Raw genomic sequence first — 23716 nt, forward strand, 5'->3', positions numbered from 1 at the left:
GGCAGTCCTTTTACACTTTAAATATCAATCAGTTTCAAAATCTAGGACTGCCAGTCCTGTATCACTTTAGAATAAAATGACTATAGGCTCTGTCATCTCTGTTGATAAGCACCTTTTTTTTTAAAATTGTTACCATGATGAAAATATCTTTTGTCGAATCAAAGATGATCCAGATTCAAACAATGAAAACAGAGAAGCAATAAAAATATCTGTATATGTAAGAACCGACATTCCGCACCCAGTTTCTATGAATATATATTTAATAAACTATTATTAAACAGTAAGTTATAAGTTTATAGATATTTTCATTTTTACAAGTTTTCTTGAAAAAGAGGAACGCGACGGTCTTTTTTTTGTATTCCATATTGCTATACTGTCTGAAAGCTAAGCAGCAAAACGCCCGTTTGGTGCGGTTTTTAGTAAATGCTCAAATTAAAAAATGGGGTGCGGAATGTCGGTAAGAAGCTTTGAATATAATTCAAAACAAGCATTTGATTGTTTATATCAAGGACTATCTTTATCAAAAAATGATATTTACTACATAAGACCTAATTTAGGTCTAGCTAAATTCAATTCTAGTCAAAATGACAACGTCAGAACAGAAGGCTAATTTTTTAATAGCAACAGGACTTAATCGCCCTGTATCCAGACTTTCAGCCGCCAAGCTCTCAACCCATCAGCTTGTAGCTGGTTGTTTAGTCTTAAACTAATCTCGAAATCAAAGTAAATACAACAAATCTCAGCTTTCTACTTGAAATTTACTATAAATCCTTTATATATTTAGGCCTTAATCATGTAAAATACAATTTTTTATTCGACGCATAAAGGAAAACAGTGGAACAATTTCACGGGACAACGATTGTATCAGTCCGCAGAGCTGGACAAGTGGTGATTGGTGGCGACGGGCAAGTCACACTAGGCAACACAATTATGAAAGGCAATGCACGTAAAGTACGCAGATTATATCGAGATAAAGTGATTGCAGGCTTTGCAGGTGGTACAGCCGATGCTTTTACCTTATTTGAGCGTTTCGAAGGCAAATTAGAAAAGCATCAAGGTCATCTTACCCGTGCAGCGGTCGAACTGGCAAAAGACTGGCGGACTGACCGCATGTTACGCCGTTTAGAAGCACTGCTTGCTGTTGCGGATCACTCTGCATCCTTAATTATTTCTGGAAATGGTGATGTCATTGAACCTGAAGACAGCTTAATTGCCATTGGTTCTGGTGGGCCTTTTGCCCAAGCAGCTGCCCGTGCGTTGTTAGATAGTAGTGATTTAAATGCACAACAAATCGTTGAAAAATCGTTACACATTGCCTCCGATATTTGTATTTATACCAATAAAAACTTAACTATTGAATGTCTTGATATTGATAGCCCGTCTTGAGAAATAACATCATGAGTGAAGAATTAACCCCAAAAGCGATTGTCAGCGAATTAAATAAGCATATTGTTGGTCAAGATGCAGCGAAACGGGCAGTTGCGATTGCCCTGCGAAATCGTTGGAGACGGATGCAAGTCGACGCGACACTACGCAATGAAATTACGCCTAAAAATATATTAATGATTGGGCCAACAGGCGTTGGTAAAACTGAAATTGCACGCCGTTTAGCCAAATTAGCCCGCGCTCCTTTTATTAAAGTCGAGGCCACAAAATTCACTGAAGTGGGTTATGTTGGTCGTGATGTAGAGTCAATTATCCGTGATTTAGTCGACATGGCGATTAAATTGACCCGTGAAGAAGCCATGTTTGAAGTGGAAGACAAAGCCAAAGATGCAGCTGAAGAGCGTGTATTGGATATTTTGTTACCCTCAGCACGAGATTCTGACGACGACGATGAAAATGACGAAGAGCGCGAAGAGTCTGGTACTCGTCAACGTTTCCGCAAAATGTTGCGAGAAGGCAAACTAGACGAAAAAGAAATTGAAATTGAAATCAATGAAACCCGTATTGGAGTCGAAATCATGGCACCTCCCGGTATGGAAGAAATGACCAACCAATTGCAAAGCATGTTTCAAAACATGTCAGGTGGTCGGACTAAAAACCGCAAACTCAAAATCAAAGAAGCGTTGAAATTATTAGAAGAAGAAGAAGCTTCCAATATGATTAACGAAGATGATTTGAAAGCCAGCGCGGTTGAACGGGTTGAGCAAAATGGCATCGTGTTTATTGATGAGATTGACAAAGTGACCCGCCGTCAAGAATCTTCAGGTGGAGGAGATATATCACGCGAAGGTGTGCAACGGGATTTATTGCCATTGGTTGAAGGCAGTACTGTGACCACAAAATACGGTATGGTCAAAACCGATCATATTTTATTCATTGCTTCTGGTGCATTCCATTTAGCGAAACCGTCTGATTTAATTCCTGAGTTACAAGGCCGTTTGCCGATTCGAGTGGAATTAGATGCGTTGACTAGTGCAGATTTCGTGCGAATTTTAACTGAACCTGATGCGTCATTAACTGAACAATATATGGCTTTATTGAATACAGAAGGCGTGAATTTGTCTTTTGAGCAATCAGCGATTAATCGATTAGCAGAAATGGCGTGGCAAGTAAATGAACGTACTGAGAATATTGGTGCACGTCGTTTACATACGGTGATGGAGTATTTGTTGGAAAATATTTCCTTTGATGCACCTGCATTGGATGGTCAATCAGTGGTTGTTGACGAGACTTATGTCAATGAACATTTGAATGACTTGGTCAATGATGAAGATTTAAGTCGGTATATTTTATAATATTGACTGATTAGATTGCCTGCGCTGTAGTTTAAATATGTTCAGTTTTTCTGAAGGTTTTTAAATCAGACGCAGGATCATTTTGATTAAATTACGATTTCATATCTATATCTCTGGTTCTTGAATTCAACATTCTGTTTGAGAACAAGACGTACTCTTATCCTGATTGATTTTAAATATTCTAACCGCGTGTTCATTACAGAAATCTGTAAATCCCTAAATAATGCAATTAGAATCTAAATTTGGAAAACTAAACTCATATCATCATGATATTATCCGTCGTCTGACTGTTGGATAATGCAGCCCACTAGTTACAAAATTTCAACAGCAGTTCGTATTAAAATCGAAGACGTATTATCTGACTAAATAGCGTTTATAACGTCCTTATTGTTTATTCAAACAAAAATAATACATACATTTTCGTGGAAAAATTATGTCAACAATCAAAAAAGTTGTATTAGCTTATTCTGGTGGTTTAGATACCTCCGTTATTCTTAAATGGTTACAAAATGAATACGATTGCGAAATCGTCACGTTTACCGCTGATATTGGTCAAGGTGAAGAATTAGAACCCGCACGTACTAAAGCGGAAGCCCTTGGGGTTAAAGAAATTTTTATCGAAGATTTGCGCGAAGAATTTGTGCGTGATTATGTTTATCCGATGTTCCGCGCCAATACGATTTATGAAGGTGAGTATTTGTTAGGGACTTCAATTGCACGTCCATTGATTGCCAAACACATGATTAAGATTGCCAATGATACAGGGGCTGAGGCGATTTCTCATGGCGCGACGGGGAAAGGTAATGACCAAGTGCGGTTTGAGTTGGGTGCGTATGCGTTACGTCCAGATATTAAGGTGATTGCACCATGGCGTGAGTGGGATTTGAATTCGCGTGATAAATTGTTGAAGTATGCTGAAGAGAACAATATTCCGATTGAAATGAAGCGTGGTACTAAATCCCCATATTCAATGGACGCTAACTTATTACATATTTCTTATGAAGGCGATATTTTAGAAGACCCATGGGCAGCCCCTGAAGAAGATATGTGGCGTTGGTCAGTGTCTCCAGAAAAAGCCCCTAATGATCCAACTATTTTAGAGTTCGAATATAAGCACGGTGATATTGTTGCGATTAACGGCGAAAGCATGACTCCAGCGCAAGTATTGGCTTATTTGAATAAGGTCGGTGGTGAAAATGGCGTAGGACGTTTGGATATTGTTGAAAATCGTTATGTGGGCATGAAGTCACGCGGTTGTTATGAAACACCGGGCGGCACAATCATGTTAAAAGCCCATCGTGCAATCGAATCATTGACTTTAGATCGTGAAGTGGCACATTTAAAAGACGAGTTGATGCCACGTTATGCCTCATTGGTTTATAACGGTTATTGGTGGAGTCCTGAGCGTGAATTGTTGCAAAAAATGATTGATGAATCACAGGTTTATGTTAACGGCTTAGTACGAGTCACATTGTATAAAGGTAATGTAACGGTTACAGGACGTAAGTCTGATACTGATAGCTTATTTGATAGCAATATTGCAACGTTTGAAGATGATGAAGGGGCTTACGATCAGAAAGATGCAGGCGGCTTTATCAAATTGAATGCGCTACGGATGCGGATTGCAAACAAATTAGGCCGTACATTCTAAGCAGTTGAATAAATTTGAAAATAGATCATCTTTTTTATTGATGTTTCTTGCTTTATCTCTGAGTTAACAACGTTATCAATCCTGAAGTTGATGAAAATTTAAAGCACGATCCTCATTTGTAAAAACGAAAGGCCAAGCCACTTTATTGCAACTTGGCCTTTAAATTCGTTTAAACAAAAAAATCTTAGCTTATCAAAATGGAATCGTTCGATTAATTCCACTTAAAGCACTCTATTCTACAATGGCAAGCCGTCTTTAACTTATTGAATCAGCTTGGTTTGATTGGGCACACCATTTTGCCAAATACCTTCCTCACGCGAGCCATCAATATACATCATCACACCACGACCATGTGGCTTATCAGCCTTAAATTGACCTGTATATCGATCACCATTGCGCCAAATATACACACCATTACCATGCTTCAAACCAGAGTAAAAATCGCCCTGATAAGTATCTGTACCAACGGATTTACCATAACCGTGCGCTTGTTCTTGGCTATTACATTGGCCTTGATAATAACCCCGAATATCCGTATCAGTCACATCACAACCTCGATGTTCGGCACTTTGTGGGGTGGCACAACCGACAACTAGAAATGAGACCATTGCGCTAAGCCAGCAGCGTCTATCCATAAAAATCTGTCTCCCTAATTTGGGTAAAGCTATCTTATCAAAAGTTTACCTAAAAATGATAGTTTATGGAAATGAAACTCAATCAAAGTCACAATCTTCTGCATTTTCTTCTTCTTCTTTGTCATCGCTTTCGCCATCCTCATAATAATTGTACTGTGCTGGCGGCTCACCTTTAGTCTCAATAATTTTAGGCGGTTCATCTTCATCACCTTCTGTGAAATCAATCACCAGCAATTGAAACTCCCATTTTTCACCTAAATCATAAACAAATTTTAACATCTGCTCTAGTTCCAGATTGATGTCTTGCAATGAAAGCTCGTCCGCATATTTATTATCTTCATACTCATCATACAACGCGGGATGACAAGCAACTTTATCTTGATAGCGAGCATCTTGATAATGAAAGCGATATAAGTGGTCTACATCAAAGTCAACTAATTCATCTAAGATAAACGAAGCCAACTCATGCAAAGTGGCATAATGTGAAATAGAAAAGATGGCCTGAGCACTGTAACCTGTAATCGTTAATAAAAAATGATAACGGCCAGCCGATTTTGATTCTGGATAAGGTGATAAATATGACCAATGAGGAAAATAAGGTACTAAAGCATATTCAAAAGTATCAGTAGGGACTTCTTTGTTACAAAAAAAATCGTGCTGGCTATCAGCAGCATCAGTGTGAACCAATTCTTGATATAATAATCGGCCTAAAGCACTACCAAGTGGAGTTAATTTGATTTGATTAACGCTCCATTTAGGCTGTTCCGAATCAATTTGTAACTCAATAAACCCAAACATTTCTGCCAACGCAATATTAAATAAACCCTCATTGCGTAAAAAATCTAAATGAATTGGGTTCGGTTCAATCCATTCGCCAATAGATAATTGATCGAAACTATAGCGAATAAAATACAAAGGGTGTGAGGAAAAAATCCGCTCGTCCACAATGCTTGGCGTAACACTGACCCAAGTAACTAATAAATTTAAATATTTTTGTTCACAGGATAATAAATCCCACTCTTTATAGAGTATTGGATTTTGAACTAAATACCATTTTTTACCTTTCAAACGCCTTTTGACCAAACCAGAGCTTAAACCTAATAAATACAAGCCATTAATATTGGGATAAGAAGATTGAGACGGACGCTGTAAACTCATCTGGAATGGGTTGGGCATTGCTTTATTTAAGTGAATTAAATTTTTGCTTGTAATAAATTTCAATTTGTCAGTGATCGGTAGTGCATCTTCTAAAAAATCAAAAAAGATTTCAAAATTCTCAACGATAGTGCCCGCCTGCTCTAAATCTATATTTTGTAGTAATTCATCATCTTGAGTTGTGAGTTTAATCGACATAAGCATTTTCCTCGTCTCTTAAAGACTTGTTGAAATAATTATAACGTACCTTTATCAGCTAATCCTAAAGGTTTAATGTTATAGTGAATTTCTTGCTATGTGTTAGGACTGGCAGTCCTTCAATACTTTAAATATCAAACACTTTTAAATTTGAGGACTGCCAGTCCATATCACTTTAAAATAAAACGGCTGTATTAAGACAGACTAGGTGGATACAAAATTTCCTCTCTTTCCGTATTTTCATTTAACAGATTCCATTTCCCAAGCTTTTATGACAAAATACCGCGCTATTACAACACTATAGCGGTAAGTTATGGCTGGACAACATATTCTCATTGTTGAAGACGAAGCAGATATTCGTGAAATGCTACAATTGCCATTGGGCAAAGCGGGCTTTGTATTAGAAGAAGCGGCCGATGTACGCAGTGCACAAACTCTGATTTTTAACCGCCTTCCAGATTTAATTTTGTTGGACTGGATGTTGCCGGATACTAATGGGGTTGAATTTGCTCGACAACTGAAAAAAGACAATCGCACCCAACAAATTCCCATCATTATGTTGACGGCGCGTGGTGAGGAATCGGATAAAATTCGGGGTCTTGAAGTCGGGGCTGATGACTATGTAACGAAACCATTCTCTCCACGTGAGTTGATTGCTAGAATCAAAGCCGTTTTACGCCGTACTCAAACCTATTCTGATTCTGAACAGCTCGTTGTCAATGATTTGCAACTTGATCCCGCAGAACATCGTGTGTTAGTTGGGGATAAAGAAGTACAAATTGGCCCTACTGAATTTCGTTTATTACATTTCTTCATGCGTCATCCAGAACGAGTTTACAGTCGAAATCAAGTGCTTGACCAAGTTTGGGGAGGCAATGTTTATATTGAAGAACGCACTGTTGATGTGCATATCCGCCGTTTACGTAAAGCATTGTCACAATATGGTTACGATCATTTGGTACAAACTGTACGTGGTGTCGGCTATCGCTTTTCAGTGCGTGGAGTATCATGAATTATTGGTTACAAGAAGTTAGACAACTTATTATTCTGATTATATTGATGTCAATTTTAGGGGGCTTGATTGGGCAGCCTCTATTATTCTTAGCTCTGACCTGTTTATCTTATAGCTTATGGCATTTATATAACTTATATTATTTAGATCAATGGTTTAAAAATAGACATAAATCGGCGTTACCCAACTCACATGGTATTTGGGGAGAAGTATTTTATAATTTTTACCGTTTACAGCAGCGTAATCGTAAGCGCAAACGTAAAATTGCCACATTGCTTAAACGCTTTCGGCGTTCGACGACAGCGATGCCAGATGCGGTCGTGGTCTTAGGGCCTAATCATGAAATTGAATGGGTTAACAAAGCGGCTCGGCAATTATTGGGCTTAAAATCCTCGCGTGACAAAGGTCAATGTATCACTAACCTGATTCGCCAACCAATATTTGTACAATATCTAACCAATATTAATAAAGAAGAATCGATTAAACTCAATGCGCCTACCAATGCGGACATTATGTTGCGGATTAACATTGTGCCTTATGCCAAAAATCGCTATTTACTGTTGGCGCGAGATATTACCCAAATTCACCGTTTAGAACAGGTTAGACAAGATTTTGTGGCCAATGTCTCACATGAGTTACGGACTCCATTAACAGTGATTGGTGGCTTTTTAGAAACCATGCAAGATGATGACAGTTTCAATAATGGGGTATGGGAACGCCCATTGATGTTGATGTCACAACAAGCCACCCGAATGCAAAGTATTGTAGATGACTTGCTATTACTCTCGCGTTTAGAATCTGAACTCACAGCAAATGTATTAGAGCCGATTGATATTGCTAATTTATTAGAAATAATCTGTGATGAGGCGCGTGCATTGAGCACAAATCATCATCAAATTGAATTGGAAGTGAAAACACCGGCTTTTATTTGCGGGCATGTGGAAGAGTTACGCAGTGTATTTTCTAATTTGATTTTCAATGCTGTTCGTTATACACCAGAAGGTGGCCATATTTTAATTCAATGGTTTGAAGGCGCGGATTATTTGCATTTTGTGGTGCATGATACAGGGGATGGCATTGCTCCAGAGCATTTACCACGTTTAACTGAAAGGTTTTATCGGGTTGATGTAGGGCGTTCTCGTAGTCAAGGTGGCACAGGCTTAGGCCTAGCCATCGTTAAACATGTATTGAACCGCCATGCGGCTAAATTACGGATTGAAAGTGTTGTTGATGAAGGAAGTCATTTTTGGTGTGACTTTCCAAAGAAATTAATAGATACTGATACCGTAGAGCCATCATAACCAAGAGCTTGCTATGGACACTTCACGCGACGACATTTTGAATAATATCCGCCAATCGCTTGGGCGTTATGTACTTGGCGTTACCACGGAACAATCTTTAACTTATAGTTTAAAAAATCCGACCCAACATGTTAAACCCCAGTGGGAACAAGATAATCTGCAACGTTTTATTCAGCAATTAGAATCCGTTTCAGGCTCATATGAGCATATTGGATCAATCACTGAATTTCCTGATGCGGTAATGCGCTTTTTGCAGCAACATGAACTTGAACCAGAAATTCTATGTGATGCCCAATTAAAGGTTTCATGTTCATGGCCTGAAGAGTTGACATTGCAGCATCGGCCAGCAAAAGCGGGAGACAGTGCCAGTGTAAGTTATGCGTTTGCAGGGGTTGCAGAAACAGGTAGCATTGCAATGCTTTCAAGTGAAAACAATCCAACCAGCTTTAATTTTTTACCTGATAATCATATTGTGTTATTGGAGCAAAAAAATATTGTGTCATATATTGAAGATGTCTGGAATACGATTCGCCACCAAGCCCGTACCCCTCGCACTGTCAATATTATTACGGGTCCATCACGTACTGCTGATATTGAACAAAGCATTCAGCTTGGCGCACATGGGCCGTGTCACTTACACGTCATTATTGCATGATATTATTTATAAAAAGGCTGTAAAATTTACCCAATCGTTGCGGGGTCAGTTTTGTATTCTCTGATTCAAATAACCTACTTTAAATGTTTCGCCAAATTATTTTTTGATTAAAATAAATCCTCATCCAAACGCTTACCTAGTTATTATCTGCATATTATATTGAATAACCATCTGTGAAATGAGTATATATCTTGCTTAAAACACCTAAATTATAACTCTTCACCATAAGAGCTTATTGATTATGCAATATACATTAAGTATGCACGCTAGTATGAATCGGTAGAAATATAATGAATTTAAACATTAAAACTGGGTTTTGGTTGTCGTTTTTGCTATTGTTTATTGGCGCAATTTTTACTTTTTTTCTTGGATATAATCTATTGTTTTCTCATGCAAAACAGGATATTAATAAGAACTTCTTTTCTACCAGTCTGCTTGTTTCCTACAATATAGACAGTTTATTTAACTTAGTTTCAAATAGTGTTAAGTCATTTGGGAATGAATACACACATTTATATGAAACCCTACCTCTGATACCCGATCTAGACAAGCAATACTGGGAAACTCACTATCAAGTTGAAGAAGCTAAAGCCATTCATTTTAAATCCTATCCAACTCAAATAGAACCTTCTTATCAAGACCCTTACGCGGGCTATTTATTATTTAATAAAGATGATTTTAATGATGAGGTTTTCAAGCATTTAAATGTATTTAAACATATTCATTCCGCTTTAAAAAATACTCATGAAACAATAGATTTTTCTTGGACTTATTTTACAACAGCCAATGATATGATGGTGGTTTATCCCTATTTACCCTATGATTTTATCGATGAGGCCTATAAACCCACTCAAAAACATTTTTATTTAGCCGCCGACTTTGAAAATAGACAAGTAGGCTGGGAAGAGCCACATATGGATTTATCGGGTGAAGGCATGATTATTACGGCATCTTACCCCGTTTATAGTCAACAACAACTCCTAGGCGTTGCTTCACAAGATATTACCCTAGATCAATTAACCACAGATTTACTTGATAAATTGAATTTATATGAAGGCACGCTATCTTTTATGATGGATAAAAATGGCAAAGCCATTGCCAATAATATAACTGAATATTTACAAGAAATTGATATTGTTAACGAAAAACACTACCAAGCCGTATTACATTATCGATCTAATGCAGGTCTTGCTAAGATGCACAAACCTGATGCGCAACATTCAAATTATTCGTTTCTGAATCAAGTTGCTGAAAATGTAATACAACATTCCGAAAGTGATGTGATTAATTTTAAATATTTTATAGCAGGAGAAGCGCACCAAGTCTTTGCAACTCAAACAGAAATTGCAGGCTGGTATATCGTGTCGATTATTCCTGAGAATATCATTTATAAATCTTTAAAAACATCAATGTTTTTGATGGCATCACTTATTGTCAGTATTATCGCATTGAGTTATTTAATGACTGCTCGATTTTTATTTAATAATATTATTAACCCTATTGAGCAATTATCTTATACTGCAACACAAGCACGAGATGGCAATTTAAATATTAGAAGTGATGTGAAGCAAAATAATGAAATCGGTGAATTAGCTGAAATATTTAATCAAATGCTAGATAATCTGAGAAACTCACTAGGTGAAATTGAAAGCCATAATCAAGAATTAGAACAAAGAATTCAGCGGCGTACGCTACAGCTAGAACAAAATAATAAAGCATTAACTGTCTTAAATCAGGAAAAAAATGAATTTTTAGCGATTGCCGCCCATGATTTGAAAAATCCACTACAAGCGATTCAGGGTTCAGCCGAATTAATTGAACTCACTATTCAATCTGAGCAGTTTGATAACAAGATAGAAGTTGTTGAATTTGCCAATATGATTAATATCAGTGCTGAACGTATGTTTGAGTTGATTACAAATTTACTGGATGTGAATGCGATTGAAGCAGGTAAAATAATAGCCGCTCTACAACATGCTGATATTTTACCAACATTACAATGTGTAGTAGATGAGTATGTGAGAAAAGCTCAGATGAAAGAGATTACTGTCGATTTTAGGCCAGAAATGTCTCATTATATGGCTTACACTGATATTAAAGTTTTGTATCAAATCTTGGATAATTTACTCTCCAATGCTATCAAATATTCACCATTTTATAGGCAAGTTTATATCCGTATTTTTGAACAAGCAGAATATATTAGAGTCGAAGTCCAAGATGAAGGTCATGGTCTAAGTATTGAAGATCAAAATAAATTATTTGGCAAATTCACTCGCTTGAGTGCTAAACCCACCAATGGTGAACATTCAACGGGTTTAGGGTTATTCATCGTACGGAAACTGATTACCACATTAAACGGTAGTGTATGGTGTGAAAGCAAGCTAGGACAAGGTGCAACTTTCATTATATTGATACCACAGCACATTTTTTAGCTAAAATGCTATCGAAATAATCTGTCTTATTGCCTTAACTCAAAATATAATCAGCAAAAACATTGACTCCTGACTATATTTCACTAAAGGATAAACCATACCATGCGTTTAGTGACTGTTGCTGCAACTCAAATGGCCTGTTTAGATAATCATTCAGACAATATTGATCGAGCTGAATACTTAGTTCGAGAAGCTGCAGCACAAGGCTGCAAAATCATTTTAATTCAAGAATTATTTGCAACCCCTTATTTTTGTAAAGACCAAGATGTTAAATATTTTGATTGGGCCTATGCTGTTGAGCAACACCCCTTTTTAAACCGTTTTAGCCAATTGGCCAAAGAACTTAAGGTCGTGCTCCCTATCAGCTTTTTTGAATGTGCCAATCATGCTTATTTTAATTCTATGATGATGATTGATGCTGATGGTCGGCAACTGGGTGTTTATCGCAAAACGCATATTCCCGATGGACCTGGGTATCAAGAAAAATTTTATTTTTGCCAAGGTGATACAGGATTTAAAGTGTGGAATACCGCTTATGGAAAAATAGGGGTTGGCATTTGCTGGGATCAATGGTTTCCTGAATCTGCTCGCATAATGGCTGTTCAAGGAGCAGAACTCTTATTCTATCCAACTGCTATTGGTTCAGAGCCACATAATAAAATAGATTCAACAGCGCATTGGCAACGCACGATGCAAGGCCACGCTGCCGCGAATATGATGCCGTTGATTTGCTCTAATCGAATTGGTAAAGAGGTGGGTGAAAGTTGTGAGCTTACATTTTATGGCACATCGTTCATTTGTAATGAAACAGGCGAGATTGTGATCCAAGCAAACCGAGATAGTGAATCTGTTTTAATCGCCGAGTTTGATTTAGATAAAATTCAAACCATGCGCAATGAATGGGCGGTTTTTCGTGATCGATGTCCTGATAGTTATAAACCCTTGCTGGCATTATCTTAAATTTGGACAATTTTCAGAATATGCCGATATTTCAATAACTCACCTTACACATATCGTGTAGGGTGGGTAGAGCAAAGAGAAACCCACCGAATTCGGTATATATTGATTCACACTAGTTATTATTTTGTAACATCAGATTGAAATTGTGCTAATAAATCCTGCTGTAATTGGGTTAAGCAACTAGACCAGTCCTCATTATCACCTTGACGATAGACTTTAAACTCAGGAAACCACAGCGAACTATTGCCACTACCCGGCCAACGCCACTCATACGGTCGAGGCACAATCACACTTGCAGTCTTGCCTAAACCTGCCATTAAGTGCATATTGGTATTACTAACCCCAATATAATTATCCAACCGATTTAATAGCGCTAACATGCCCTCAATATCATCATTTAAATCACTAAAATCATGTAAAGGCCGACCTAACAAAGTTTCCAATTGTGCTACATCATCAGCAGCGGGTGCACGTTGAACACTAATAAAATGTACATCTAAATCTTTAAGTCGCGAACCTAATTCATCTAAATCGACTCGTTTAAACAATAATTGTTTCGGTAAATCCCGCTCTAAAAGGTCTTCCTTTTTAGTGCCTGCTTGCCAAGTCAGCCCAATAAGAGGTTTATCAGTAAGAGAGCTGAGCCGAGCGGCAATTTCTTGTACTTTTTCAGCTAATGGAGGTGCAAAAGGCAATGGCGGTGGTGGAGTATCTCCCGTTTTCATTTGAAATGATAAAGGTAAATCTCCTACCATGAGTACATAATCATGTTTTGGTGGTGGCTCTTTTTGTCCAACCAATCGATCAAGCCAAGGCTGACGCGCAATTAAATCACTTATTTTTTTACCAGGGACATAAGAAATGTTTGCGCCTCTACGTTTTAATTCAGGTACAAAGCGCAAGAAAAAGAGTTCATCCCCTAAGCCTTGTTCTCGATGAATTAAAATATGTTTATCCTGCAATGAATCCAAGGCCAAAACCAGAACAATATTATGCGGGTCTAAATTAAAATCTCTAAAATAAACTTGTTGTTTCTCTCGATAACCGTATTCATACCAACCTTTGGTAAATTGAGCTGCTTGTAATAATAAAAAGCCTTTCAATTTATGTAATTCAATGTTTTTAGGATACATTTCAACCAAGTGCGTACAATACTGAATAGATAAATCTAGCTTATCCTGTACACGATACGCGTAAACTAAGCGATGTAATGCTTTTTTATGTCGTGGAGACATTTCCAATACTTGTAGGTATTTTGCAATAGCCGCATCAACTTGCTTATGCCCAACATCAACATTACCCAAACTAAATAACACTTCAGGATTATTCGGACTCAGCTCTAAACCGTGCTCTAAACATATTTGCGCCTGCTCAAACTGCTCCAAACTAATCAGAGCTTCGCCTTTATTAATATGTGCAATAAGATAGTTTGGGTTCAGCGAGAGTGCTTTGTCACATGCAATTAAAGCCTGTTCTGCTTGCTCATCACGACGCAATACATTGCCTAAGCCCGCATAAGCTCCAACGAACTTTGGATCAAACTTAATTGCCCGCCGATAATATTTAATCGATTGTTCATAATCTTCGTTATCACAAAGACTGGTTGCTAAATTATTTAAAATTTTAGGGTTTTTAGGTTCTAACTTTAAGGCTTTTTCATAGTGCTCAATGGCTAAATCAAACTGCTCTGATTCTTGTAGGCAGACCCCTAAATTGACATGGATAGAAGCTTCTTTTGGTGCAAGTTTCAGGGCTTTTTCATGATGCGCAATGGCGGATTCCAAGCGTCCCATCTCTTTTAATACATTACCTAAATGACTGTAATAATCCGCATTTTTCGTGTTAAGTGTAATTGCTTTGCGAATATGATGTTCTGCTTGGGCTAAGTCACCCATTTGTGCAAACAGTACACCAAACAAGTGTAGTGCATCAGGGTTATTCGGCTCGGCTTTTAGAATTTGTTGGTAAATATGAGCCGCCTGGGAAAATTGACTTTGGCTATGGTAATGTTGGGCAGTTTTCAGAGCTTGATTTTGGTGGTGTGGTGCTGGCTTCTTAATGGATTGTGCGCGACGAATGGGCTTTTTTTTCATTTTTAATCTAAGCTCTCGTTTTTATGATACTTCAGATAGTGTTCGAAATAATTTAATAACTCATTGATTATATTTTTATTTTTCTAGTAAATATTTGAACTATTGTTTTTTTAAATAGAAACCACTTTATGCGGCTTTTATCAAGGTTAAGCAAATCAAGATATTATACTGCAAATAGTTGAATGCAATCCATTGAAGCTAAATTTATCGGAAATAATGAGATTCAAAATTTTGACTGTATTTTCTCAGTACAGGATATAAGGTAAGTGAATAGAGGTATAAGAAAAAAAAGAGGGGAGCAAAGATAAGTGAGTAACATATGAAGTTCCTCAACAAAATATGCGCCTCATGAATCTACTAGAATTGTTTTATGAAGAATTATGCAGTTTAAAGTGGTCATCTGCAAGGTCTGTCTTATTATCAAATCTGATAATGGGAATAGTTAAGTTAAACAGCGTGAACTTAAGCAAGATCGCAAATCAGTTTTAAAATACGCTTGACTTAGATAAGCTTGAAAGTATATGCGTTATTTTGACGATAAGGATTGCTAAAAGAATACCCATAAGAAAGGCTCACTCCCAACAGGCTATTTAGGAGCGAGATTAAGCAAACACTATTTTTGCTCAAGAGTTTGCTGTTCTAATTGCTCTAAACTGATATGGCGGACATCCATTCCTTTGGCAAAATAGATAATATTTTCACAAACGTTACGCGTATGGGCTGCAATCCGTTCTAAAGCTCGTGCTGACCATAGTAGATTTAATACAATGGGAATCATCCGTGGGTCTTCCATCATATACGTCATTAGCTGACGGGCAAGACTTTCATATTCATCATCAATTTTAAATGTAGAACGAATCACATTGACTGCTTCATCAGTATCAGAACGAGCAAATGCATCTAATGCACCATGCAATACTTCACGCACACGCTCACTTAAATGTATAAAGCTTATGGAATGTTTCTGAGTCAATCCCGATATTTTAATCGATTGACGGGCAATGCCTTCAGCTTCGTCACCAATGCGCTCTAAATCATTGATGGTTTTAATCACAGCCATAATCAAACGTAAATCACTGGCAGCAGGCTGACGACGTACAATGACTTGTGTACATTCTTCATCAATAGAGACTTCCAAGGCATTCACCGTGTAGTCATTGTTATATACTTTTTTAGCAAGTTGCTCATCACCATCAGTTAATGCAGTAATGGCATTGGCTAATTGCTCTTCAACTAAACCACCCATGCCCAACACTTGGTTATGCAAATGGCGCAACTCAGCATTAAAACGTTGTGATATGTGCTGCGTTACATCTCTTACGTCTGACATATTTAATTTCTCCTTAAAACAATGTTCAATTAACAACAAGCAATTAATACCAAGCATCTTTATAAAATAGTCATTTTCTATTTAAACACAGTTCTGTATTTACCCTCGATACTGTTTACTGATCGTTGTTAATTGATAAATTGACATTGTTAGCCGTAACGTCCTGTAATATAGTCTTCAGTTTGTTTCTCACGTGGATTAGTGAATATACTGCTGGTATCACTAAATTCAATCAATTCGCCCAAATACATAAAGGCGGTATAATCAGATACACGCGCAGCTTGTTGCATGTTATGGGTGACAATTACAATTGTATAATGGTCTTTCAACTCATGAATCAGTTCTTCAATTTTCAAGGTTGAAATAGGGTCTAATGCAGAAGCAGGCTCATCTAGTAACAAGATTTCAGGCTCAATTGCAATCGCACGCGCAATCACTAAACGTTGTTGCTGACCACCTGACATACCCAGGGCATTATCATGCAAGCGATCTTTGACTTCATCCCACAACGCAGCCCCTTTTAAAGAAGCCTCAACCACTTCATCTAACACACGACGGTCGTTAATCCCTTGCAAACGTAAACCATAAGCCACGTTTTCATAAATCGATTTAGGGAAAGGATTTGGCTTTTGGAATACCATGCCCACGCGACGACGTAAATCCGCCACATTGAGTGAAGGTGCATGAATTTCTTCATCATGTAATAAAATTTCACCTTCGATTTTAACCCCATCCACTAAATCATTCATACGGTTAAAGCAGCGTAATAAAGTGGATTTACCACAACCACTAGGCCCGATGTAAGCTGTGACACGCTTTTCAGGAATATGCATATTAATGCCTTTAAGCGCGTGCTTATCGCCATTACCGTAGTAAAGATTTAAATCTTTTACTTTTACACAAATGCTTTCATTTTCTAAATCAAGTGCAGGCTCGCCACGTCCGATAGAAGCAATGTCTACACCACGAGTTAGCGTATTGTTTTGACTCATAATATTATCCTAAAAATTAAAATTTCGTCTCGGCAATTATCGCGTTAGCAGTTACATTGTTTCTAAAGATTTGTATTGTTCACGTAAGTGGTTACGAATCCAAATCGCTGAAATATTGAGTAAAATAATAACTGCAACTAACAAGAACGCAGTGGCATATACCAAAGGTCGGGCAGCTTCTACGTTAGGGCTTTGGAAGCCAACGTCATAAATATGAAAACCTAAGTGCATAAATTTTCTGTCTAAATGAGCAAAAGGATAATTAGCATCTACGACTAATGAAGGGGCTAATTTTACCACACCCACTAGCATCAGAGGGGCAACTTCACCCGCTGCACGTGCAATCGCAAGAATCAAACCTGTCATCATTGCAGGGCTTGCCATAGGTAATACGGTACGCCATAAAGTTTCAGCTTTAGTCGCGCCGAGTGCTAAACTGCCTTCACGAATCGAACGTGGAATACGGGTTAAACCCTCTTCTGTTGAAACGATAACCACAGGTACAGTTAAAATCGCTAATGTGAGTGATGCCCAAATAATACCGCCTGTGCCAAATGTAGGTGCGGGTAATGCTTCAGGAAAAAATACTTGGTCAATCGTACCACCGACTAAGTACACAAAAAATCCTAAGCCAAACACACCATATACGATAGAAGGTACGCCCGCAAGATTATTTACTGCAACCCGAATCGCACGGGTCATAAAGCCCTGTTTCGCATATTCACGTAAATACACCGCAGCAACTACGCCAAATGGAGTGACGATGATTGACATGATAAACACCATCATCACTGTACCGAAAATAGCTGGGAAAATCCCGCCTTCTGTATTGGCTTCACGCGGTTCGTCTGAGACAAATTCCCATGCTTTCCACCCATAATGACCTATTTTACCACCTAAAGATAAGGCATTTGGCCAGTAAGCATAAACCACTTTAGAAAATGCAATTTCAACAATCTTGCCATCCATGACTTCAGCGGTAAAGCTATCACGTTTGATGTCTTGATATAATACCGCGAGTTCTTTGCGTAAGGCTTGGTATTGAATATCATACTCAGAACGTTTTTCTGCTAAATACACTTGTTCTTCGGGGTCATCTTGGCGACCATCAAGTTCTAAACGACGTTCATATAAACGTAAGCGTTCTAAAGCATAATTAATTTTGCCGATTTTATGTTTTTCAATCCGTGAAATTTGATGATGCAACTCAGAGGAACGTGCTAAATGCTCAACAAAGGCGGCTTTGGCGGCATCTCCCTCAGCAATGACTTGTCCATTTTCTTTAACTGATTTTAAATAACCGTAGAAATTACCCCATTCATGACGTTCAACCACCATGATATTTTCAGGGTAAGTCATATCTTGTAATTTATCTTCTAAGACAGGACGAAAATCCAAACCGACTAAATCACGATTACCTGTTTTGAATAAATAGCGTGTTACCCATTCGCCTTCTATATCTTTTTCGCCAGCAGCACGTAAACGAGAGGCTGGAAGCACTTCTTCGCTGCGGATTTCACCGATTAAGCGTGTTGTTTCACCATCATTGACGTAATTGGCTTGAACCACTGCACTCGGCCAGAAATGACCTAAACCGCGCACTGCAATCAACGACAGCAAGCCGACAACGACAATAATACTAATCGACACCGCAGAGGCTGTTAGCCAAATCCAAGGGTCGCCACTTTTCCACCAATCTTTCATAAAAATCAATCCCGAATAATTCAGTTAACAGTGAGCAATTAACCTGATGTAAAGGACTCGCAATCTTAGATTTTAACAATCTAAACTATTTTCAGGCTGCCAGTCCTAAAACAGGTTAACTGTTCATTGACTAAAGTGAGCTGTATTTACGGCGCAATCTATGTCTGACAATTTCCGCTAATGTGTTAAAGAAGAAGGTAAACACAAACAACACTAGGCCAGACAAGAATAAAATACGATAATGGGTACTATTCACTTCAGACTCTGGCATTTCAACCGCAATATTGGCTGATAATGTGCGTAAGCCTTGGAAAATACTGAAGTCCATTACAGGTGTATTGCCCGTTGCCATCAGTACAATCATGGTTTCACCCACCGCACGACCAATACCAATCATTACCGCTGAGAATATCCCCGGACTGGCAGTTAAAATCACCACTTTAATCATGGTTTGCCACAAGGTTGCACCTAAAGCCAATGAGCCTACGGTTAAATGTTTCGGTACGCTAAAGACGGCATCTTCAGTGATAGAGAAAATACTTGGAATCACTGCTAAGCCCATCGCAACCCCAACCACTAAGGCATTACGTTGGTCAAAATCAAGTCCGATTGACCCAAGCCATAAACGCATGTCGCCATTAAATAACCAGACTTCAACAGGGTAGCTCAATGTAAATGCTAACCAGCCTGCAAATAAAATACTCGGGATTAATAAAGCGGCTTCCCAACCCGGTGGAATTTTATACTTAATAGGTTTAGGAATGAATTTCCACCATATATAAGCCGTGGCTAACACTACAGTCGGCAGCATAATCAACAACATGAACACACCAGGTAAATTCATTTCAATCACAGGGGCTAACCATAAACCTGCTAAGAAGCCTAAAATGACCGTCGGTAATGCTTCCATGATTTCAATCGTAGGTTTCACCACTTTGCGCATACCTGATGACATGAAATAAGCGGCGTAAATTGCACCAAAAATCGCAATCGGTACGGCCACTAACATAGCGTAAAATGCAGCTTTCAATGTACCAAATGCCAAAGGCATCATACTGAATTTAGGTTCGAAATCATTACTGGCAGAAGAGGACTGCCATAAGTATTTGGGTTTTTCATGGCTTTCGTACCATACTTTGCCCCACAAAGCGTAAAATGAGATTTCAGGGTGTTCGTTATGAATATCCCAAACTTGAATATTGCCATCTTTTTGTTCAATCAACACCACATCTGCACGCGGTGATACAGCGATATTTTGCATTTCCTCTGGTTTAGTGAAACTGTCTACCAACAATTGACGATGTGCCGTTGAATGATAAATACCCACTTGACCTGAATTATCTGCTAATAAAAAGCCTTTGCGACGTTCTTCAGGGGCAATACTAAGGATTTGTTGACCTTTATGCTGTTTAAACTCTCTGATTTTGGTTAAATGTTTGTCCCCCTCAGCATCCCGAACAGGAAACCATTGTGCAACTGTACCGTCAGAGCTTGCAATTAACAGTGAAATATCACCTGTTAAAAACTCAATCGCCGAAATGGTTTGACCATCTGTTACGACTTGTCTTTTCTCGATAAATTGAGGATTCTCTTTATCTTGAATATTAATCCGTGCGATATACCCTTGTGCATCGGCCAAATAAGCCAGTTTTTCTTCTTTGTCTAATAACACATGTGTGACTTTACCCAGTCCTAAATCTGCCAGATTTAGCTCGCCTGCAATCCGTGTAAACGTTTCTTCTTCAGTTAAAAAATCAATTTCTTTGACAAAACCCGATAAAATAAAACGATTATCTGTGGTGATGGCCGCAATCATATTGGCTTCTTCAGTTAACTGTACATCAACATGGGTTAAGGCTTGACCTTGTTCGTCAACGGTGAGAGGTTCTTGTCCCAGAGGAAATTCAACGCTAGGTGCAATAGTACGCACGTTTTCATCGTTTTTATCTTTGGCATAGCTGATGTCGTAGGCATGTTTTGCTATGACGGCACGTCCATCGCTTAAACCATATACAATGGATGCAACGGCGGTATCACCATAACCAAAGCTAGAGACTTCAGTATTTTCTGGGGTTAAAGCTTGTTCTTTAATGATATTGCCGTGCTCTAAATTGAAAAATATTGCATGGGCTTTATCAGTAAAGCGGACACCAATCTCATTTTTCTCTTCGACAGCTAAATGCACGGTTTTACCCATTTCAGGGTGCGGTGCAGTGACCGTGTTGACTTCCTCATAACTCGCGGGAGTGAGTAGCGGGAAGACCACATATAAGAGGTAAAAGAAGATTAGCAATATCGCAAAAATGACGCTAAGACCACCTATAGTCATAGCATGACGTACTAGGTGGTCTTTGAACGTGCGCCAATGGCGTAACCGCACAATAGCAGGGTCATTTAATGCGCTTTTGATATCGAATGAAGGTTTGTCGGCTGCTGTACTCATAGACTACTAGAGTAGCTATTTTTTATGACATCAGTATGACGTTTGACTTGTGTTTTTTGATTTGTGACTTTGGATTGTTAAAATTTTGAATTTTATTGTTTATAAGTGAGTTTGTTGATTGTTATCTTTAGCTAGTAGCATTTAAAGATTTTTTAAGTTTTGGACATCTTGAAAAAGACATTGAAGAGCTGATAGCAAGGAACATCCTTGATGTTTTGTTTGAGGAATCAGGCTTAATGCCAATATTTCAAGCGAAAGCATGGAGATAACTTTTTGCAATATATAGAAATATTGCCTTACTTACATCATTTTCATACATATTACAAATTAGTAATGCTTATTTAGTTGCTTAACTGGGGAATGGGTCAATATTATATAATGTTGACCCATTCCCTATGGATGCCGCCGTTTCCTCAATCAATTGGTCAAATGTTTCACAAGCTTGATTTGCACTAATCATGGTTTTTCCTGTAATGACACTGCTATTGCTATAGTCGAAATGCTATTTCACAAATTGCTCTAAAACAGCTTTCACCTTATCGCGCTCATCCTCAGGGAGTGATGCCTATGTTTGCCAAATTTGAATAGCGTCATGGCGTTTTTTCTCTTCTGCATTAATACTGGCAAGTTCTGCTTGAATTTCTGTACGCTGTAATGTATTTATTAATAACAGGTGTTACGCAAAAAATTTAATTCTAAAACAGACCTCTCAAATCTACACGACTAAGCTCACTTGATAACGGACATCTATCAGATCAGATTTAAACATTTAAAAATAAATATCCCCTTTTTAAAGACTAATATTTAGCAATTTGTAATTTTTTTTGTATGATTCACTGGAATTGAATATATCTATCAGAATATATTAATATTATTAATAAATACTATAAGGAGATGTTTTGAATGGCAATCATCAAAATGGCTGATTTAGACCTCAAAGGTAAACGAGTTTTAATTCGTGAAGACCTCAATGTTCCTGTCAAAGATGGCAAAGTCACCAGTGACAAACGGATTACTGCCTCTTTACCCACAATTAAACTTGCAGTAGATGCAGGCGCAAAAGTGATGGTAATGTCGCATTTAGGCCGCCCAACTGAAGGCGAGTATGCAGAAGAATTTTCATTACAACCTGTTGCAGATCACATGGGTCGCTTATTAGGCAAAGAAGTGCGTTTAGTCAAAGATTGGTTAGATGGCGTTGAAATGGCTGAAGGTGAAGTGGTTTTATGCGAAAACGTGCGTTTTAACAAAGGCGAAAAGAAAAATGATGAAGCTTTGTCAAAACAAATGGCCGCGTTATGTGATGTGTATGTAATGGATGCGTTTGGAACTGCCCACCGTGCCCAAGCTTCGACTCACGGCGTAGGTCAATTTGCATCTGTAGCCTGTGCAGGACCTTTGCTTGCGGGTGAGTTAGAAGCTTTAGGCAAGGCCTTGAAAGAACCTGCTCGCCCGATGGTTGCGATTGTGGCAGGCTCTAAAGTCTCAACAAAATTAACTGTTTTAGAATCGTTATCGACTGTAGTAGATCAATTAATTGTCGGTGGTGGTATTGCGAATACCTTTATTAAATCAATCGGTCATGGCGTAGGTAAATCCTTGTGTGAAGACGATTTAGTGGGCACAGCACAAAAATTAACTGCAGCAGCAGAAGCCCGTGGTGGTAGCATTCCAGTCCCGACCGATGTGGTTGTGGGTAAAGAATTTAGTGAATCAACACCAGCGACATTGAAGAAAGTTGATGAAGTGGCTGAAGACGATATGATTTTTGATATTGGCCCTGACACGGCAAAAATGTTGGGCGATATTTTGAAAAATGCGGGAACGATTGTATGGAATGGTCCTGTTGGCGTATTTGAATTTGACCAATTTGGCGATGGCACAAAAGCCATGGCAGAAGCAATTGCAGCAAGTAATGCGTTTTCAATTGCAGGCGGTGGCGATACGTTAGCGGCTGTGGATAAATATGGCGTTGAAGATAAAATTTCTTATATTTCAACAGGTGGTGGCGCGTTCTTGGAATTCTTAGAAGGCAAAAAATTACCTGCTGTTGAGATGTTAGAAGCTCGCGGAAATTAAGATAATTTATATTTGTTTTTAACAATGATTATAAATTAAGCTTTTGAATCACTCACCTTACACATGTAGGGTGGGTAGATTGAAGTAAGACCCACCGAATAAAGTATTGAAGAAAAGGTTAGAAAATTACTCAGCTATACTTGATTCTGACTACTTGTATACGACACCTTTTTTCGATTCTCAATTGGACTAACTCAGTTTTAGCCTCTTTTGAAAAATCTCAAATCAATCCACATATCAATCTATTTAGCCAAGAAATAAAGGTGATTTATCATCGCCATTTCCCCAACTTGAATTTATCACAAACACAGAGTATGTTATGAGTTGGCGTGATG

General features: G+C 38.2%; 16 protein-coding genes. 9 read left to right on the forward strand and 7 right to left on the reverse strand.

The features are described from left to right. Positions 1 to 834 precede the first annotated feature (834 nt). The 3 genes from hslV to ABXH34_RS01725 all read left to right on the forward strand — a co-directional run bounded on the left by hslV (position 835) and on the right by ABXH34_RS01725 (position 4392). Complete coding sequence (gene hslV / locus ABXH34_RS01715; RefSeq protein WP_353570125.1) at positions 835 to 1386, forward strand: ATP-dependent protease subunit HslV; 552 nt, start codon at positions 835 to 837, stop codon at positions 1384 to 1386. Between the two features lie 11 nt (positions 1387 to 1397). After that, positions 1398 to 2741: an ATP-dependent protease ATPase subunit HslU gene (gene hslU, locus ABXH34_RS01720; RefSeq protein ID WP_353570126.1), complete on the forward strand. Its 1344-nt coding sequence runs from the start codon at positions 1398 to 1400 to the stop codon at positions 2739 to 2741. A 433-nt stretch (positions 2742 to 3174) separates the two neighbouring features. Beyond that, positions 3175 to 4392 carry an argininosuccinate synthase gene (locus tag ABXH34_RS01725; protein ID WP_353570127.1) on the forward strand — a complete coding sequence of 406 codons (1218 nt, stop codon included), beginning with the start codon at positions 3175 to 3177 and terminating at the stop codon, positions 4390 to 4392. A gap of 260 nt (positions 4393 to 4652) precedes the next feature. Here the strand turns inward: ABXH34_RS01725 and ABXH34_RS01730 are convergent, their stop codons facing one another. Together ABXH34_RS01730 and ABXH34_RS01735 are read right to left on the reverse strand one after the other, a co-directional pair. Then, positions 4653 to 5027 carry an MORN repeat-containing protein gene (locus ABXH34_RS01730; RefSeq protein WP_353570128.1) on the reverse strand — a complete coding sequence of 125 codons (375 nt, stop codon included), beginning with the start codon at positions 5025 to 5027 and terminating at the stop codon, positions 4653 to 4655. Positions 5028 to 5105: 78 nt separating this feature from the next. After that, positions 5106 to 6380 carry an IS1096 element passenger TnpR family protein gene (locus tag ABXH34_RS01735; RefSeq protein ID WP_353570129.1) on the reverse strand — a complete coding sequence of 425 codons (1275 nt, stop codon included), beginning with the start codon at positions 6378 to 6380 and terminating at the stop codon, positions 5106 to 5108. Between the two features lie 313 nt (positions 6381 to 6693). Here ABXH34_RS01735 and phoB point away from each other — a divergent pair, with 313 nt between their 5' ends. The 5 genes from phoB (at position 6694) to aguB (ending at position 12740) form a co-directional block, all read left to right on the forward strand. After that, positions 6694 to 7392 (forward strand): phosphate regulon transcriptional regulator PhoB, encoded by a 699-nt coding sequence (phoB, locus tag ABXH34_RS01740; RefSeq protein WP_353570130.1) that lies wholly within the window; start codon positions 6694 to 6696, stop codon positions 7390 to 7392. Then, positions 7389 to 8693, forward strand: coding sequence for a phosphate regulon sensor histidine kinase PhoR (gene phoR, locus ABXH34_RS01745; protein ID WP_353570131.1), 1305 nt, complete (start codon positions 7389 to 7391; stop codon positions 8691 to 8693). Before phoB ends, phoR begins: the two co-directional genes overlap by 4 nt. Before the next feature lie 13 nt (positions 8694 to 8706). Then, a complete protein-coding gene (locus ABXH34_RS01750; RefSeq protein WP_353570132.1) occupies positions 8707 to 9348 on the forward strand; it encodes a LutC/YkgG family protein in 642 nt (213 codons plus the stop codon). Between the two features lie 290 nt (positions 9349 to 9638). Next, positions 9639 to 11780: an ATP-binding protein gene (locus ABXH34_RS01755; protein WP_353570133.1), complete on the forward strand. Its 2142-nt coding sequence runs from the start codon at positions 9639 to 9641 to the stop codon at positions 11778 to 11780. Between the two features lie 102 nt (positions 11781 to 11882). Next, positions 11883 to 12740, forward strand: coding sequence for an N-carbamoylputrescine amidase (aguB, locus tag ABXH34_RS01760; RefSeq protein ID WP_353570134.1), 858 nt, complete (start codon positions 11883 to 11885; stop codon positions 12738 to 12740). A 119-nt stretch (positions 12741 to 12859) separates the two neighbouring features. Here aguB and ABXH34_RS01765 read toward each other — a convergent pair whose 3' ends face one another. The 5 genes from ABXH34_RS01765 to ABXH34_RS01785 form a co-directional block, all read right to left on the reverse strand. Beyond that, positions 12860 to 14833, reverse strand: coding sequence for a tetratricopeptide repeat protein (locus ABXH34_RS01765; protein ID WP_353570135.1), 1974 nt, complete (start codon positions 14831 to 14833; stop codon positions 12860 to 12862). A 613-nt stretch (positions 14834 to 15446) separates the two neighbouring features. Next, a complete protein-coding gene (phoU, locus tag ABXH34_RS01770; protein WP_353570136.1) occupies positions 15447 to 16163 on the reverse strand; it encodes a phosphate signaling complex protein PhoU in 717 nt (238 codons plus the stop codon). Between the two features lie 149 nt (positions 16164 to 16312). After that, a complete protein-coding gene (gene pstB / locus ABXH34_RS01775; protein WP_353570137.1) occupies positions 16313 to 17155 on the reverse strand; it encodes a phosphate ABC transporter ATP-binding protein PstB in 843 nt (280 codons plus the stop codon). Positions 17156 to 17206: 51 nt separating this feature from the next. Then, complete coding sequence (pstA, locus tag ABXH34_RS01780) at positions 17207 to 18859, reverse strand: phosphate ABC transporter permease PstA (RefSeq protein WP_353570138.1); 1653 nt, start codon at positions 18857 to 18859, stop codon at positions 17207 to 17209. Between the two features lie 130 nt (positions 18860 to 18989). Beyond that, a complete protein-coding gene (locus ABXH34_RS01785) occupies positions 18990 to 21302 on the reverse strand; it encodes an ABC transporter permease family protein (RefSeq protein ID WP_353570139.1) in 2313 nt (770 codons plus the stop codon). Between the two features lie 903 nt (positions 21303 to 22205). On the opposite strand from ABXH34_RS01785, the gene ABXH34_RS01790 reads away from it, so the two are divergent. After that, entirely contained in the window at positions 22206 to 23381 is a 1176-nt protein-coding gene (locus ABXH34_RS01790; protein ID WP_353570140.1) for a phosphoglycerate kinase, read from the forward strand. Positions 23382 to 23716: the final 335 nt, after the last annotated feature.

The sequence above is a fragment of the Candidatus Albibeggiatoa sp. nov. BB20 genome, assembly GCA_016744725.1.
Lineage (GTDB): Bacteria > Pseudomonadota > Gammaproteobacteria > Beggiatoales > Beggiatoaceae > Albibeggiatoa.

Coding starts and splice junctions, on each gene's coding strand:
- ABXH34_RS01725 (WP_353570127.1), top strand. CDS start 3,175: ATGTCAACAATCAAAAAAGTTGTATTAGCTTATTCTGGTGGTTTAGAT.
- pstA (WP_353570138.1), bottom strand. CDS start 18,859: ATGAAAGATTGGTGGAAAAGTGGCGACCCTTGGATTTGGCTAACAGCC.
- phoU (WP_353570136.1), bottom strand. CDS start 16,163: ATGTCAGACGTAAGAGATGTAACGCAGCACATATCACAACGTTTTAAT.
- phoB (WP_353570130.1), top strand. CDS start 6,694: ATGGCTGGACAACATATTCTCATTGTTGAAGACGAAGCAGATATTCGT.
- pstB (WP_353570137.1), bottom strand. CDS start 17,155: ATGAGTCAAAACAATACGCTAACTCGTGGTGTAGACATTGCTTCTATC.
- ABXH34_RS01735 (WP_353570129.1), bottom strand. CDS start 6,380: ATGTCGATTAAACTCACAACTCAAGATGATGAATTACTACAAAATATA.
- ABXH34_RS01765 (WP_353570135.1), bottom strand. CDS start 14,833: ATGAAAAAAAAGCCCATTCGTCGCGCACAATCCATTAAGAAGCCAGCA.
- ABXH34_RS01755 (WP_353570133.1), top strand. CDS start 9,639: ATGAATTTAAACATTAAAACTGGGTTTTGGTTGTCGTTTTTGCTATTG.
- hslU (WP_353570126.1), top strand. CDS start 1,398: ATGAGTGAAGAATTAACCCCAAAAGCGATTGTCAGCGAATTAAATAAG.
- ABXH34_RS01730 (WP_353570128.1), bottom strand. CDS start 5,027: ATGGATAGACGCTGCTGGCTTAGCGCAATGGTCTCATTTCTAGTTGTC.
- aguB (WP_353570134.1), top strand. CDS start 11,883: ATGCGTTTAGTGACTGTTGCTGCAACTCAAATGGCCTGTTTAGATAAT.
- phoR (WP_353570131.1), top strand. CDS start 7,389: ATGAATTATTGGTTACAAGAAGTTAGACAACTTATTATTCTGATTATA.
- ABXH34_RS01750 (WP_353570132.1), top strand. CDS start 8,707: ATGGACACTTCACGCGACGACATTTTGAATAATATCCGCCAATCGCTT.
- ABXH34_RS01785 (WP_353570139.1), bottom strand. CDS start 21,302: ATGAGTACAGCAGCCGACAAACCTTCATTCGATATCAAAAGCGCATTA.
- ABXH34_RS01790 (WP_353570140.1), top strand. CDS start 22,206: ATGGCAATCATCAAAATGGCTGATTTAGACCTCAAAGGTAAACGAGTT.